General features: G+C 70.1%; 13 protein-coding genes, 1 pseudogene and 1 riboswitch. Of the genes and pseudogenes, 4 read left to right on the top strand and 10 right to left on the bottom strand.

The features are described from left to right. A pseudogene (locus AC1D2H_RS08180) lies at nucleotides 1-792 on the top strand (hypothetical protein); the annotation flags it as partial. A gap of 7 nt (nucleotides 793-799) precedes the next feature. On the opposite strand, the gene AC1D2H_RS08185 reads toward AC1D2H_RS08180, so the two are convergent. The 3 genes from AC1D2H_RS08185 to AC1D2H_RS08195 form a co-directional block, all read right to left on the bottom strand. After that, a complete protein-coding gene (locus AC1D2H_RS08185) occupies nucleotides 800-1,534 on the bottom strand; it encodes a DUF72 domain-containing protein (protein WP_477934220.1) in 735 nt (244 codons plus the stop codon). Continuing rightward, complete coding sequence (locus AC1D2H_RS08190; protein WP_478010586.1) at nucleotides 1,515-2,333, bottom strand: DUF72 domain-containing protein; 819 nt, start codon at nucleotides 2,331-2,333, stop codon at nucleotides 1,515-1,517. The genes AC1D2H_RS08185 and AC1D2H_RS08190 overlap by 20 nt, the downstream gene beginning before the upstream one ends. 77 nt (nucleotides 2,334-2,410) lie before the next feature. After that, complete coding sequence (locus AC1D2H_RS08195; RefSeq protein WP_478010587.1) at nucleotides 2,411-3,424, bottom strand: zinc-binding alcohol dehydrogenase family protein; 1,014 nt, start codon at nucleotides 3,422-3,424, stop codon at nucleotides 2,411-2,413. Nucleotides 3,425-3,527: 103 nt separating this feature from the next. On the opposite strand from AC1D2H_RS08195, the gene AC1D2H_RS08200 reads away from it, so the two are divergent. Next, nucleotides 3,528-4,460 (top strand): LysR family transcriptional regulator, encoded by a 933-nt coding sequence (locus tag AC1D2H_RS08200; RefSeq protein WP_478010718.1) that lies wholly within the window; start codon nucleotides 3,528-3,530, stop codon nucleotides 4,458-4,460. A gap of 11 nt (nucleotides 4,461-4,471) precedes the next feature. On the opposite strand, the gene AC1D2H_RS08205 is transcribed toward AC1D2H_RS08200, so the two are convergent. The 7 genes from AC1D2H_RS08205 to AC1D2H_RS08235 all read right to left on the bottom strand — a co-directional run bounded on the left by AC1D2H_RS08205 (nucleotide 4,472) and on the right by AC1D2H_RS08235 (nucleotide 12,088). Further along, on the bottom strand, nucleotides 4,472-4,996 hold the full coding sequence (locus tag AC1D2H_RS08205) for a PEP-CTERM sorting domain-containing protein (protein WP_477934212.1): 525 nt from the start codon (nucleotides 4,994-4,996) through the stop codon (nucleotides 4,472-4,474). Nucleotides 4,997-5,123: 127 nt separating this feature from the next. Beyond that, the gene (locus AC1D2H_RS08210) at nucleotides 5,124-6,677 is read right to left on the bottom strand and encodes a bifunctional hydroxymethylpyrimidine kinase/phosphomethylpyrimidine kinase (RefSeq protein ID WP_478010588.1); all 1,554 of its coding nucleotides are present in this window, start codon (nucleotides 6,675-6,677) and stop codon (nucleotides 5,124-5,126) included. Next, nucleotides 6,674-7,465: a thiazole synthase gene (locus tag AC1D2H_RS08215; RefSeq protein ID WP_478010589.1), complete on the bottom strand. Its 792-nt coding sequence runs from the start codon at nucleotides 7,463-7,465 to the stop codon at nucleotides 6,674-6,676. Before AC1D2H_RS08215 ends, AC1D2H_RS08210 begins: the two co-directional genes overlap by 4 nt. Before the next feature lies 1 nt (nucleotide 7,466). Then, nucleotides 7,467-7,670, bottom strand: a complete 204-nt coding sequence (thiS, locus tag AC1D2H_RS08220) for a sulfur carrier protein ThiS (protein ID WP_478010590.1) — start codon at nucleotides 7,668-7,670, stop codon at nucleotides 7,467-7,469. After that, nucleotides 7,663-8,664: an FAD-dependent oxidoreductase gene (locus AC1D2H_RS08225; RefSeq protein ID WP_478010591.1), complete on the bottom strand. Its 1,002-nt coding sequence runs from the start codon at nucleotides 8,662-8,664 to the stop codon at nucleotides 7,663-7,665. The genes thiS and AC1D2H_RS08225 overlap by 8 nt, the downstream gene beginning before the upstream one ends. Next, nucleotides 8,664-10,544, bottom strand: a complete 1,881-nt coding sequence (thiC, locus tag AC1D2H_RS08230; protein ID WP_478010592.1) for a phosphomethylpyrimidine synthase ThiC — start codon at nucleotides 10,542-10,544, stop codon at nucleotides 8,664-8,666. Before thiC ends, AC1D2H_RS08225 begins: the two co-directional genes overlap by 1 nt. Before the next feature lie 90 nt (nucleotides 10,545-10,634). Then, a riboswitch (TPP riboswitch) is annotated at nucleotides 10,635-10,754 on the bottom strand. 11 nt (nucleotides 10,755-10,765) lie between these two features. Then, on the bottom strand, nucleotides 10,766-12,088 hold the full coding sequence (locus AC1D2H_RS08235; RefSeq protein ID WP_478010593.1) for an MFS transporter: 1,323 nt from the start codon (nucleotides 12,086-12,088) through the stop codon (nucleotides 10,766-10,768). Nucleotides 12,089-12,160: 72 nt separating this feature from the next. On the opposite strand from AC1D2H_RS08235, the gene AC1D2H_RS08240 reads away from it, so the two are divergent. After that, nucleotides 12,161-13,060 (top strand): LysR family transcriptional regulator, encoded by a 900-nt coding sequence (locus tag AC1D2H_RS08240; protein WP_478010594.1) that lies wholly within the window; start codon nucleotides 12,161-12,163, stop codon nucleotides 13,058-13,060. A 220-nt stretch (nucleotides 13,061-13,280) separates the two neighbouring features. Continuing rightward, complete coding sequence (locus tag AC1D2H_RS08245; protein WP_478010595.1) at nucleotides 13,281-13,733, top strand: YcxB family protein; 453 nt, start codon at nucleotides 13,281-13,283, stop codon at nucleotides 13,731-13,733. The last annotated feature ends 18 nt before the right edge of the window (nucleotides 13,734-13,751 follow it).

Raw genomic sequence — 13,751 nt, forward strand, 5'->3', positions numbered from 1 at the left:
GCCACGCCCAGCGTGGAGCTGCCGGCCCCGGTACGCCGCCTCGAGGCGCCGGCCGAGGCGGGCGTGAGCCGCGCCCTGCCGCGCGCGGCCGAACTGCGCACTGCGCCGCCCGGCCCCGTGGCCCAGCCGGCGCCCAGTGCGGCCCTGCCTGCCGCCGTGCAGCGGCTGGAAGCGCCGACGGCCGAAGGCAGTGCCGTCACGCCGCTGGCCCGCGCCAGCGAACTGCGGGCCACCGCGCCCGCCGCAACCAGCGCCACCTCGGCGCTGAACCCCCAGGACCTGCCGGCGGCGGTGCGCCGACTGGAGTCGGCCGACAGCGGCAGCACGGTCGCGCCTATGCAGGCAGCGCCGAACCCGCGCGCCACCGCACCGGCTCCGGGTGCGGCGCCGCTGTCCGAGTTGTCTGGCAGCCTGCCTGGCGAAGTGAACGCCCCGGCCGGTATGGCCAAAGGCGATCCCAATGCCAGCCCCTACGCCGCCCCCAAGGCCTCGGCCGGCTCTCCCGATGCCGGCTCGCGCCTGGGCCCCGACCTGCCCATGCCCCCGACCGCGGCAGCCAGCGCACCGCGCGCGCCGCTGAACCTGTCGCTGCCGCGCGGCGACATCGCGGCCCGGCGCGGCCCCGGCCTCGTCGACATGCTGCCCCAGCCACCCGAGCGCAAGTCCAAGCTCGAGCAGTCCATCGAGGACGCCGCCAACAAGGACTGCCGCAAGGCCTACGCCAACGCCGGCATCCTGGCCGCCCTGCCCCTGGCCGTGGACGCGGCACGCGGCAAGGGCTGCAAATGGTGACCCGGGCTCAGAGCAGGGCCTGAAGCCGCAGCGCATCCTGCAGCGCAGCGCCCGAGGCCGTGTTGTCGAAGACGCACCAGCAGGCCGTGTCGCGCGGCAGGGCCCGCGCGCGTGCCTGCAGCCAAGCCTCCTCGTAGGGTGACCAGTAGATGCGCGGTGAGCCGTGCCAACGGAAGTAGCGCAGGCCTGGCCAGCCGCCGGGCTCGCTGGAACCCGGCCACTTGGCCGGGTCGACCGCGGCACGCGCCACCTCGTGATCGCGCAGCAATTTCTCTGCCTCGGGGGAGAACCAGCTCAGATGGCGCGGCTCGCAGACGATGCCGCCATCGAATGCCGCATGCACTTGCTTGAAGAAACGGCCGGCCACGCCGGCGTCGAAATGCAGGGACGGCGGCAGCTGCACGAGCAGGACCGCCCATTTTTTTCCCAGGGCACCGGCTTCGCCGGCAAAGCGCGCCAGCGGTTCCTCGGCGCCTTCAAGCCGCGCTTCATGCGAGATCTGCTTCGGCAGCTTGACGGCGAAGCGGAAGTGCGCGGGCGTGCTGGCCGCCCAGCGCTCATAGGTCTGCGGCCGGTGCGGGCGGTAAAAGGACGAGTTGATCTCGACACCGTTCATGACGGCTGCATAGCGCTGCAGTTGCGAGCCTTGCGCTGGAAAGGTCGCCGCCACCTTGGCCGGAATGGACCAGCCCGCCGTGGCGATGACGGCCGCAGGCTGGGGCTCAGCGCGGCGGCCGGACATGCACGCGCATCCCGTCGCTCGGGCCATAGGGCCACGCGTCATCGAGGCCGATGTCGTCCCGCAGCATGGCCTTCAGCCGCAGCGCATTGCGCACCGCCTTGCCGCCCGCCGCGTTGCCGAAAATGCCCCAGCACGGTTGGTCCCGGGATTGCGACTGCAGCCACTGCGCGCGCTCGCGGAGCCAGTGCTCGTCGTAGGACGACCAGTACTCGCGCGGCGAGCCGTGCCAGCGGCTGTAGAGCGTCGCGGCATGGTCCATGGCGATGGCGCGGGTCCATCCGCCCGGCTCGCCTGCCTGCGGCCATTTCGCGGGGTCGACCGCCGCGCGTGACACCTCGACGCCGCGCAGCAGGCGCTCGGCCGGCTCGGTGAACCAGCTCGGGTGCCGCGGCTCGCAGACGATGGCACCGCCGAAACAGGCACGCAGCTGTTCGAAGAAGCGCCCCGCCATCCGGTCGTCAAAGGCCAGCGAGGTGGGGAGCTGCACGAGCAACACACACCACTTCGGCCCGAGCGCAGCGGCGGCGTCAACGAAGCGTTTCAGCGGCTCCCGCACGCCTTCGAGCCGGCAGCCATGCGAGATCTTCTTCGGGCATTTGACGGCGAAGCGGAAATCGCCCGGCGTGCAGTCGGCCCAACGCTCGTAGACGCCGGCGCGATGGCTGCGATAGAAGGATGAATTGATCTCCACGCAGTCCATCAAGCCTGCAAAGCGCTGCAGATCGAAGCAGTCCGCCTCGAAGGCCGCTGCCCCCTGGGCCCCCAGGGCCCAGTCTGCCGTGCCGATGAAGATCGTCATGCCACACAGCCTAGGCAGGCCGGTGCGGCATGGGCGTCAGACAAGGGCGCAGCTCAGGGCCGCTCCCGTCCGACGTGTCAGAAACCGCTGACGACGACCTTGCCGCGCATGCGCCCCGACTCGACGAGTTCATGGGCCCGCCGCAGATTCGCCGCATTGATCGGGCTGAATTGCTCGCTGACCGTGGTGCGCAGCCGGCCCGCGTCCACCAGCGCCGCCACGCGCGCCAGCAAGCGGCCCTGCTCGGCGATGTCGGCCGTGCCGAACAGCGGCCGCGTGAACATCATTTCCCAGTGCAGCGACAGGGCCTTGCGCTTGAGCGTCATCACGTCGATGGGGCCGGACAGGTCGTCGATGAGGCCGACGCGGCCCTGCGGTGCCGCGGCATCGATGATGGCGTCCCAGTGCTGCTCGGTGTGAGTGAGGCTGGCGACGTACTCCACCTCAGCGACGCCGGCGGCGACGAGCTGGGGGCGGAATGGCTGGCCGTGGTCGATGACGGCATGGGCGCCGAGCTCCTTCACCCAGGCCTGCGTCTCGGGCCGGCTGGCCGTGCCGATGACGCGCAGCCCGGTCAGTTCGCGGGCCAGTTGCACGAGGATGGACCCCACGCCACCGGCCGCGCCGATGACGAGCAGGCTCTGGCCCGCGCCGCCGCCTTCGTTCACGCCGAGGCGGTCGAACAGCAGCTCCCAGGCCGTGATGGCGGTCAGCGGCAGGGCCGCGGCCTCGGCGTCCGTCAAGCTCTGCGGCGCGCGGGCGGCAATGCGATGGTCGACCAGTTGCAGCTCGGCGTTGGAGCCGGGACGGTTGATGCCACCGGCGTAGTAGACACGCTCGCCGACGACAAAGCCCGTCACGTCCTTGCCCAGCGCCTCGATGGTGCCGACGGCGTCCCAGCCCAGCACCTCGGGCTGGCCGGCCTGCGGTGCACGTCCGAGGCGCACCTTGGTGTCCACCGGATTGACCGACACGGCCGCGACGCGAACCAGCAGGTCTTGCGGACCGGGTGCCGGTGCCGGCAGCTCCAGGTCGACGAGGGATTCGGGGTGGGTGATGGGCAGGGATTGCAGATATCCGACGGCTTTCATGGTGTCCTTTCTGGGACGAAACAGCGATGGCCGTCATGGTGGAGCCCAGCATTCAAAGCAGAAAGCCTAGGATTGGAGAATGAGTTTCATCGAAAGAATGAAGATGGACCGCCTATTCCCCTTGCAGCTCTTCATCGCGGCGGCCGACGCCGGCAGCTTCTCGGCCGCGGCGCGGCGGCTGGACCTGGGCCCGGTTCAGGCCAGCGCCACCATCGCGCGGCTGGAGCGTGAGCTGGGCGTGCGCCTGTTCGAGCGTTCGACGCGCCGGCTGCGCCTGACCGACGCGGGCGAGCAATGGCTGCCGCATGCCCGCCAACTGGTCGCCACCTGGGAGGACGGCCAGGCCTCGTTGCGTGAAGCGGCGGGCGTGGAGCAGCCGCTGAGCGGCCGCTTGCGCGTCAGCCTGCCGAGCGACGTCGGCCGCCAGCACCTGTGGCGCTGGATCGAGGACTTCATCGCCGCGGAAGCCGGGCCGCGCCTGGCACKGGAACTGCGCCTGAGCGACCGCGTCGCCGACCTCGTGCAGGAGCCGGTGGACTACGCCGTGCGCTATGGCGAGCCGCCGGACTCCAGCCTGGTCGCCCTGCCGCTGGCGCCCGACAACCGCCGCGTGCTGTGCGCCAGCCCGGCCTATGTCGCACGCCACGGCCAGCCGCGCACGCCCACCGAGCTGAAGGTGCACGACTGCCTTCGCTGGGGTCTGGGCGAGAGCGTGCACGGCCGCTGGCGCTTCGCCACGCCCGACGGCGAGACGACTGCCGTCGAAGTCGGCGGCAGCCGCATCGCCGATGACGGCGGCCTGGTGCGTGAATGGGCCGTGGCCGGGCTCGGCATCGCCTACAAGAGCCGGCTGGATGTGGCGGCCGATCTGGCCGCGGGCCGCTTGCTGGCCCTGCTGCCGGACTGGCTGGGCGAGCCCGCGCCGCTGCACTGGATGGCAGTGGGCCGGCACCGGCTGACACCGGCGCTGCGGCGGCTCGCAGAAAGCATCAGGGCCCGCTGTGGGGCCCTGGGTGCGAGTGAAGAGCGGCGCTGAGGCCGCTTGATTCAGGCGCGACGGCGGCGGAAGGCGCCCAGGCCCAGCAGGGCGAGGCCGGCCAGCGCCAGGCTGGCAGGCTCGGGCAGGCGGTTGGGGTCACGTACCGTGAAGCTCAGCGGGCCGCTGGAGAAGTTGCAGCCGTAGTACGCGACGCTATGGATGTTGGAATCGAGACACTGGCCTTGGGTCAACAGCACGTCTGTGCCTTCCGCGACCGCCGTGAAATCGAAAATGAACAGCGACGGGTCCAGCGTCCAGTCCACACCCTGAGCGACGGTCCCAATAACGAAATTGGTCACCAGCAGGAGCGGAGCACCATCGCTAGCCACACCGCCACCGGTAAGGCCGTTATTGGCAGCGACTTCGCCGGGCGTATCGCCATGGATGATCACTTCAACCTGGAAGGTCTGACCGATGAGCAGGTTGTTCAGATCCACACCACCCACGCCACGCATGATCAGAACGGGGTCGGCTTGGGCAACCAAAGCAGATGCTGCGAGAGCAACACCGGCCAGGACGTTACGGAAATTCATCTTATTCTCCAGGCGATTGGCAAGGTTAAAGCAAGCATCGGGCCAATGCTGGTTTCTCCTATGAGGGGCGGGTTTGTTGTAACAGCCGCTGTAAAGCTCCCCGACACCCAAATCGGGGTTGGCCCCCTCAATGCGGCTTGACGGGCAGGCAGGGCGATGGCCAGCCCGGCGCCGCGCCTGGCGCGGTCGCCTGACCCTCGCGCCAGGCCGCAGCCCAGGCTTGCGGCCCATGCATCGCCCCGGCGGCAAGGCCACGCACGACACAGCCGGCGCTGGCCCCGCTGGCGGCGATATCGGCCAGTTGCTGCGGCGCCAGCACGCCGCCGATGCCGACCACGGGCGCCGGCGCCATCGCGGCCCACCAGGCCAGGTTGTGCAGCCCCTGCGCCCGCCAGGGCATGGCCTTGGTCAGCGTCGGCCAGACCGGACCGCAGGCGATGTAGTCGGGCGACCAGGCCGCCGCGCGCGCCAGCTCCCAGAGGCTGTGCGAGCTCAGGCCCAGGCGCAGGCCGCGTTGGCGGGCCTCGGCCAGTTCTCGATGATCGGCGGCCGAAAGCGCGAGCAGATCCTCCTGGCCGAGATGGATGAAGTCGACGCCCGCCGCCAGCGCCTCGCGCCAGTGGTCATTGACGATAAGCGTGCCGCCAGGGCGCCGCGCCGTCTCGATCTCGCCACGCAGCCGCGCCTGCCAAGCGACCTCGCCCTCTCCCGGCGCGCGCTTCACGCGCAGCTGGACCGTCCGCAGGCCGGCCTCGAAAAGCTGCGCGGCATGGCTGCCGCTGTCGGTGATGGCATAGACCCCTGCGACGGCGGGCGATCCGCGGCGCGGTGCCGGCCAGACCGTGGGCGGGGCCTCGTCACCGAAGAGGGCCGGCAGCAGGCTGGCGTCGACTATGAAGCCGGGCAGAGGCAGCACCGGCGCGGCACCCGCACCGCGCGGCTGAACGTCGTTGCACAGGCCCGAGGTCGTCAGCATCTTGGCAATGACGGCGGCATCCGCCGCCACGAAGCCGCGCGCCAGGGCCGCGGCCAGCGCGGTCGCAAAGCTGCAGCCGGTGCCGTGGTTGTTGCCAGCGCTGCGGCGCGGCAGGGCCAGCCAGCCGCTGGCGTGCTCGGTAGCCAGCCAGTCCAGCGCGAGCGGGCCGTCGGCATCACCACCGGTGACGCAGGCCGCGCGGGCGCCCAGGGCCTGCAGCGCGCGTGCCTGGGCTGGCGCCTTCCCTTCGCCCACCAGGCGGGCGGCCTCGCGCTGGTTGGGTGTGACGACGCTGGCACGCGGCAGCAATTCGTCGCGGTAGGCGCGCAGCAGCGCGTCGTCGGCGAAGCTCGCGCCGGTGGAGGCGCGCAGCACGGGGTCGACGACCAGGGCCACGGGAGAGCGCTCGCGCAGCCAGTCCACCCAGCGCACGACGACGCGCAGCTGCTCGACGCCGCCGAGCAGGCCGGTCTTGATCGCGGCCGGTGGCAGGTCGGCGGCGAGTGCCGCGAGCTGGGCGTCGAGTTGTTGCGCGGGAACGGCAAACACGGCCTCGACGGCAACGCTGTTCTGCGCCGTCAGCGCTGCGGCCACGGGGCAGAGATGCACGCCGGCGGCGTCGGCGGCGCGCTGGTCGGCCGACAGGCCCGCGCCGCCGCCGCTGTCCAGGCCGGCGATGCTCCAGATGATCGGTGGCTTGGTCATGGAATGAGGAAGGGTCGGCCGCCGACCGGCGTGCTCGCGACCGCCATGTCCTGCTTGCTCATGACACCGGCCTCAAAGCCCAGGCGCCCGGCCGCGATGGCCTGGCCAAACGCCGCGGCCATGCGGATGGGATCGCCGGCCTGGGCGACGGCGGAGTTCAGCAGCACGCCGTCATAGCCCAGCTCCATCGCCTGGGCGGCATGCGAGGGCGCGCCGATGCCGGCATCGACGATCAGCGGCACGCYGGGCAGGCGCTCGCGCAGCGTGCGCAGCGCGAAAGGGTTGAGCAGGCCCTGGCCGGAGCCTATGGGCGCCCCCCAGGGCATCAGCACCTGGCAGCCGGCGTCGAGCAGGCGGCGGCAGGTGACGAGGTCGTCGGTGCAGTAGGGGAAGACCTCGAAGCCGTCCTTGACGAGTTGCTCTGCGGCCGTGACCAGCTCCCAGGGGTCGGGCTGCAAGGTGTATTCATCGCCGACAACCTCGAGCTTGATCCACGGCGTCTCGAAGAACTCGCGGGCCATGTGGGCCAGCGTGACGGCCTCCTGCGCGGTTCGGCAGCCGGCCGTGTTGGGCAGCAGGTGACCGCCGGTTTCGCGCAAGGTCTCTCGGATGGCGGCGACGAAGCCGTTGTCGCCGGCCGCGGCCAGCGTGCGCTTGAGGCCAACGGTCAGCACGCGGGCGCCGCTGGCGCGCACCGCCTGGCGCAGCACGTCGGGCGACGGGTAGCCGGCAGTGCCGAGCAGGAAGCGGCTCGCCAGCGTGCGGCCGTAAAGGGTCAGGGACGACATGTCATCCTCCGGTGATGGGTTGGATCAGGGTCAGCTCGTCGCCGGGCGCTATGAGCGTGGCACTGCGAAGCGCGCGCGGCACGAAAACGCCGTTGAGCGCCGTGGCGACGGACTCGGCCGCCCTCCCCTGCTCGGCCAGGAACTCGGCGACGCTCAAGGCCTCGCGCCAGGGCTGGGGCTGCCGGTTGACGGTGAACTCAGACATGCCGCAGCGCCTTCTCGGCCAGGGCCGGCGCCATCAGCCAGCCGTGGCGGAACAGGCCGTTGATGCGCAGCAGGCCCGGCTCGTGCTCGAGGCGCGGCCTGTGGTCGGGCAGCGCCGGGCGCAGATTGGTTTCCATGTGGACGATGCGCGCCTCGGCCAGCGCCGGCAGCACGCTGTGGGCCGCGGCCATCAGCTCGACGGCGCTGCGCAGGCTGACCGGCGAGCGGTCCTCGCTCTCGACCTCGGAGGCGCCGACGACGATGACATCACCCGGCCGCGGCACGAGGTAGACGCGATGGCGCGGGTGCAGCAGGCGCACGGGGCGGTTGAGCACGACACCCGGCGCGTGCAGCCACAGGATCTCGCCACGCACGCCGCGCAGAAGAGGCAGGTCGGCCTTGGCACCCAGGCCGCGTGTGTCGATGACGAGGTCGGCATCGATGCGGCGGCCATCATCGAGTTCCAGGCCGTAGGGGCGCACGACGGTGGCGCGCCGGCCCCAGAGCCAGTCGACGTCGGGGGCCCGCTCGGCCAGCGCGGCCATCAGCTCGCGCGGCAGCAGCTGGCCTTCGCCCGGCAGCCACCAGGCCTTCAGATCGGGCGCGAGGGCTGGCTCCAGCATCTGCAGCGCGGCGCCGTTCAGCGGCTCGGGCTCGCCCTGCAGGCGCGCGAGCACGCGCAGGGCCGCGCCCAGGTCGCAGCCGTGAGCCAGCAACAGGCTGCCCTCGGTCTTCACCAGTTCGGGCTCGCCCAGGGCACTGGCAATGGCCGGCCACAGCGCCAGCGACCGCCAGCCCAGCGCGACGACTTCGGGCTCGGCATGCGCCTGCTCGGCCAGGGGGCTCAGCATGCCGGCGGCAGTGAAGGCCGCGGCGCCGGGCTGGGTCGGTCCATCGGCCGGGTCCACGACGCTGACGCGATGGCCGGCCCGCGCCAGCTGCCAGGCCAGCAGCCGGCCCATCACGCCGGCACCTGCAATGGCGACGCTGAGCATCAGGCTTTGGCGATGGGGATGTAGAGCTCGCCGCCGCCGGCCCTGAACTCGGCCGACTTCTGCGCCATGCCGTCGGCGACAACGTCCGCTGCCTCCAGCCCCTTGGCCGCCGCGTATTCGCGCACGTCCTGCGTGATTTTCATCGAGCAGAACTTCGGGCCGCACATCGAACAGAAATGCGCCTCCTTGGACGAGTCCTTGGGCAAGGTCTCGTCGTGATAGTCGCGCGCGGTGTCGGGGTCCAGGCCGAGGGCGAACTGGTCGTTCCAGCGGAACTCGAAGCGCGCCTTGCTCATCGCATCGTCGCGCGCCCGCGCGCCGGGGTGGCCCTTGGCGATGTCGGCCGCATGGGCGGCGATCTTGTAGGCAATCAGCCCCTGCTTGACGTCGTCGCGGTCGGGCAGGCCCAGATGCTCCTTGGGCGTCACATAGCAGAGCATGGCCGTGCCCATCCAGCCGATCATGGCGGCGCCTATTGCCGAGGCGATGTGGTCATAGCCCGGCGCGATGTCGATGGTCAGCGGGCCCAGCGTGTAGAACGGCGCCTCGTCGCAGTGCTTCAACTGCTCGGCCATATTGGCCTGGATCAGGTGCATGGGCACATGGCCGGGGCCTTCGATCATGGTCTGCACGTCGTGCTTCCACGCGACTTTGGTCAGTTCGCCCAGCGTGCGCAGTTCGGCGAACTGGGCCTCGTCGTTGGCGTCGGCGCCGCTGCCGGGGCGCAGGCCGTCGCCCAGCGAGAAGGTCACGTCATAGGCCTTCATGATTTCGCAAATCTCTTCGAAGTGCGTGTACAAGAAGTTTTCGCGGTGATGGGTGATGCACCACTTGGCCAGGATGGAGCCGCCGCGCGACACGATGCCCGTGCGGCGCTTGGTGGTCAGGTGGATGAAGGGCAGGCGCAGGCCGGCGTGGATGGTGAAGTAGTCGATGCCCTGCTCGGCCTGCTCGATCAGCGTGTCGCGGAAGATGGCCCACGAGAGGTCCTCGGCCACGCCGCCCACCTTCTCCAGCGCCTGGTAGATGGGCACGGTACCGATGGGCACGGGCGAGTTGCGAACGATCCAGTCGCGCGTCGTGTGGATGTTGCGGCCGGTGGAGAGGTCCATCACCGTGTCCGCACCCCAGCGGATGGACCAGACCAGCTTCTCGACCTCTTCCTCGATGCTGGACGTGACGGCCGAGTTGCCGATGTTGGCGTTGACCTTGACCAGGAAGTTGCGGCCGATGATGGTCGGCTCCAGCTCCGTGTGGTTGATGTTGGCCGGGATGACGGCACGACCGCGGGCCACTTCCTGGCGCACGAACTCGGGCGTGATGACGTCGGGGATGGCCGCACCCAGCGAGTCGCCACGCAGGCGCTGCTCGCGCTCGGCGTCGCCCAGGTACTCACGCATCCACTCGCGTTTGCCGTTCTCGCGCAGCGCGACGAACTCCATCTCCGGCGTGACGATGCCACGGCGGGCGTAGTGGAGTTGGCTCACATTGCCGCCCGGCAAGGCGCGGCGGGGTTGGCGCTGCAGGGCGGCGGCTTCGGCGCGCAGCTGGGTAATGCGCTCGCTGTCCTCCTTGCCGCCGTCGTCCAGAGCGACACGCGTGCGGCCCGTGTAGGCCTCGGTATCGGCACGGTCACCGACCCAGCTGGAGCGAATGGGCGGCAGCCCGCGGCGCACGTCGACCTGGGCTTGGGGGTCGGTGTAGGGGCCGGAGGTGTCGTGCACCACCACGCGCTCGCCGTTGGTCAGCGCGATCTCGCGCATGGGCACACACACGTCGGGCCGGCTGCCCGGCACATAGACCTTGGTGGAGGCCGGGAAGGGCTCGCGCGTCAGCGACAGGCGCTCATCGAGCGAGAGGTTTTTATCGGGGGCATTCACGGCGGTCTCCTGAAGCAGCTGAAGGTGTGCTCCGGGGGGCCGCCTGTGGGTGTGCGAGGGCGCAACCACGGGGGTGGCAGCGCCCGCACGCCGCGAGGCATGCGCTCTCCTTACGCCGGTATTAGCCGGTTCAAGTTCACGGGTTCGGTCTCATGACCGTCTCAGCGTCTGGGTCTGGCAAGCCAGTCCCGGGCACCCCGGAGCGGGGGCGATTGTGCTTGTCAATTCGCGCGCCTGGCAAGCCCGAGAGAGATGGCAAGCAAGGCTGTCGCGATGACGAAGCTCAAACGCAGGCCGCCGGCGGCGAAGACGGCGCCCATGGCCGAAGCGCCCGTGATGAGGCCAAGGTTGCGCGACAGCGTCAACAGGCCGGAGATGACACCGCGCTGCTCGGCCGCCACATCGGCCATGACGGCCGTGTTGTTGGCGGCCTGGAACAGCGCGTAGCCGGGTGTGACGATGACGAGCGGGCCCACGTAGGCGATGGCTCCGAGCGAGGCGGGCAACAGAGCTATCAGCGCGCAGCCGAGGGCCATGGCGCCGAGACCCAACTGGGTTGTGCGCCGCGTGCCGAAGCGGTCCACCAACCGGCCTGCTGGCACGCCGCTCAGCGCCGACGCGATGGGGCCGATGGACATCAGTGCGCCAACTGCCGCCGCACCCAGGCCCAACGCGCCGCTCAGGTGGAAGGGGCCGACGACGAGGGTGGCCATCATGACGGCCGAGACGACGGCGTTCATCGCCAAAGCCGCACCGAGGATGGGATCGCGCAGGCGGTCCAACCGCACCAGCGGCGCCGTGGCGCGGGCTTCGGTGCGCAGGAAGAGCAGAAGGCACACAGCGGCGATGGCGAGCAGACCGAGGTGGCGCGTCATCGCCAGGGCATAGGCCGCCAAAGTCAGGGCAAGCCACAGCGTGCCGGGCAGGTCGAAACCCGTCGCGCCCTGCCCTCGTTCCGCCGGCAGGTAGCGCCAGGCCAGCACGAGGGCCAGCAGGCCCAGCGGCAGGTTGACGGCAAACACGGCCTGCCAACCCAAGGTGCCGATCAGCACGCCGCCCAGCGATGGGCCGAGGGCCGTGCCCACCGCCGACATCGTGCCCAGCAGCCCCATCGCGCTGCCCGTGCGCGCCTTGGGCAGTGCAACGCCCACCATCGCCATCGTCAAGGCCATCATGGCCGCCGCACCCACGCCCTGCAGCGCACGGGCGGCAATCAGCAGCGGCAACGTGGGCGCCAGCGCGCAGAGCGCCGACGCGGCCGTGAACAGTGCGATGCCGGCCAGCAGCAGGCGGCGCTTACCCGTCAGGTCGCCCAACCGGCCGGCGCCGACGATGAGGGTCGTGATCGCCAGCAGATAGGCCAGCACGACCCACTGCACGTCGGCGAAGCTGGCACCCAAGGCGGTGGCCAGCGTGGGCAAGGCGACGTTGGCGCTGCTGATGGCAAGCGACGGCAGCAGCGTGCACAAGGCCAGGCTGGCAAGCACGCCGGCGGCGGGCGCCGCGGCGGTTTCAGCGTGTGGGGCGAGGGTCGTGGTGTTCATGCCTCAACCTTAGGCATTGGCCAGGTATGGCGGAAGACGCATCATCTGCACTTCATCCCTGCACGAAACGCCATGTCAGACCCTGATCTGAATCTGTTGCTGACGCTGGACGCCCTGCTGGCAGAGGGCAGCGTCGCGGGTGCCGCCAGGCGCCTGAGGTTGAGCCCGTCGGCGATGAGCCGGTCACTCGCGCGTCTGCGAGAGGCGACAGGTGACCCGCTGCTGGTGCGGGCTGGCCGCGGCCTGGTGGCGTCGCCGCGGGCGCTGGAATTGCGCGAGCGCATCGGCCCGTTGCTGCACGAAGCCCAGGCCGCGTTGAGGCCGGCCGCGGCGCTGCGGCTGGACAAGCTCGAGCGCGAGTTCACGCTGCGCACGCGCGAGGGCTTTGTCGAGAACTTCGGCGCGGCGCTGCTCGCCCGCGTGACCTCGGAAGCGCCCGGCGTACGGCTACGTTTTGTGCCCAAGCCGGATCGGGACAGCGCGCCGCTGCGCGAGGGCAGCGTGGATCTGGAGACCGGTATCGTCAGTGCGACCAGCGGGCCGGAGCTGCGCACCCAGGCACTGTTTCGTGATCGCTTTGTCGGCGTCATACATGCCAATCACCCACTGGGGCCCCGCAAGCCGACGGCACAGCGCTACGCGGCCGGTCGGCACGTGGCCATCTCCCGTCGCGGCACTTCGCCTGGCCCGGTCGACGAGGCACTCTCCGCGCTGGGCCTGCAGCGCGACATCGCGGTCACCGTGGCGGGCTTTGCCGAAGCCCTGGCCCTGGCACGCGGCACCGACCTGATCGCGACCGTGCCTGAGCGCCACACCGGCCATCTGCGTGACGGGCTGCTGAGCTTTGATTTGCCGCTGGCGCTGACGCCCTTCACCGTGTCGCTGCTGTGGCATCCACGCATGGATGGGGACGCGGCGCACCGATGGTTGCGGGGCTGTGTGCGCGAGGTGTGTTCTGACACCCCCCGTTGATGACCGTGCATCTTCACCGGGGTCGCGCATCAGCCTGTCGATATTCGTGGGCATAGTCCCCGGCATCGACCTCCAACAGGCCCTTGTCCGAAAGATGCAATCTGTCAGCTTCACTCCGGCATCCGCAGACTATGTCTTCGTCCACCAGCACGTGCGCGCCCACCTCCTGGATCCTGGGCTCGCTGGCCAATTGCTGAGCGGGCTTTTCCTCGTTGGGACCATGAGCGGCGTCTTCGGAGCCGTGGGGGTTTTCACCTCGACGGTGACTCGCCACGAGGTTTACTTCTCCGAGCTGCGAATGGTTGGCCTTGCCGCGAGTGCCGGCTTTCTTGCGCTGCTGACCTGGAGCTATGTCCGTCAGGCACTGATCCGCCGGCTGGCTGCGGCTCAGCACAAGGACCTCCTGATTCCGACGGAGGTGCAGCTCACTGCCGCGAATCTGACCCTGCTCAACCCAGGCAAGACGGCAAGCTTTGACTGGCAAACCTTCCATCGTGTGAAAGAAGTCGATGGCTATCTTCTGTTCTATACGTCGGTGGACAGTGCGCTCTTTGTTCCAGCGCACGCTTTTCCGAGTCCGGAGACGTTCTCAGACTTCGTCAAAGTAGCGCTGGCCCAACACGCCAACAGCCACGCCAGCTTGGCCGCCCAACAAAAAGGGCCGACCACCTAAGCAGCCGGCCCAGCGCAG

Source organism: Roseateles sp. P1_C1_2 (assembly GCF_056406535.1).

What these genes read in the sequence shown, in the direction of transcription:
- AC1D2H_RS08185 (WP_477934220.1), bottom strand. Translation starts at nt 1,534, where the DNA reads ATGTCCGGCCGCCGCGCTGAGCCCCAGCCTGCGGCCGTCATCGCCACG.
- AC1D2H_RS08190 (WP_478010586.1), bottom strand. Translation starts at nt 2,333, where the DNA reads ATGACGATCTTCATCGGCACGGCAGACTGGGCCCTGGGGGCCCAGGGG.
- AC1D2H_RS08195 (WP_478010587.1), bottom strand. Translation starts at nt 3,424, where the DNA reads ATGAAAGCCGTCGGATATCTGCAATCCCTGCCCATCACCCACCCCGAA.
- AC1D2H_RS08205 (WP_477934212.1), bottom strand. Translation starts at nt 4,996, where the DNA reads ATGAATTTCCGTAACGTCCTGGCCGGTGTTGCTCTCGCAGCATCTGCT.
- AC1D2H_RS08210 (WP_478010588.1), bottom strand. Translation starts at nt 6,677, where the DNA reads ATGACCAAGCCACCGATCATCTGGAGCATCGCCGGCCTGGACAGCGGC.
- thiS (WP_478010590.1), bottom strand. Translation starts at nt 7,670, where the DNA reads ATGTCTGAGTTCACCGTCAACCGGCAGCCCCAGCCCTGGCGCGAGGCC.
- AC1D2H_RS08225 (WP_478010591.1), bottom strand. Translation starts at nt 8,664, where the DNA reads ATGCTCAGCGTCGCCATTGCAGGTGCCGGCGTGATGGGCCGGCTGCTG.
- AC1D2H_RS08235 (WP_478010593.1), bottom strand. Translation starts at nt 12,088, where the DNA reads ATGAACACCACGACCCTCGCCCCACACGCTGAAACCGCCGCGGCGCCC.
- AC1D2H_RS08240 (WP_478010594.1), top strand. Translation starts at nt 12,161, where the DNA reads ATGTCAGACCCTGATCTGAATCTGTTGCTGACGCTGGACGCCCTGCTG.
- AC1D2H_RS08245 (WP_478010595.1), top strand. Translation starts at nt 13,281, where the DNA reads ATGAGCGGCGTCTTCGGAGCCGTGGGGGTTTTCACCTCGACGGTGACT.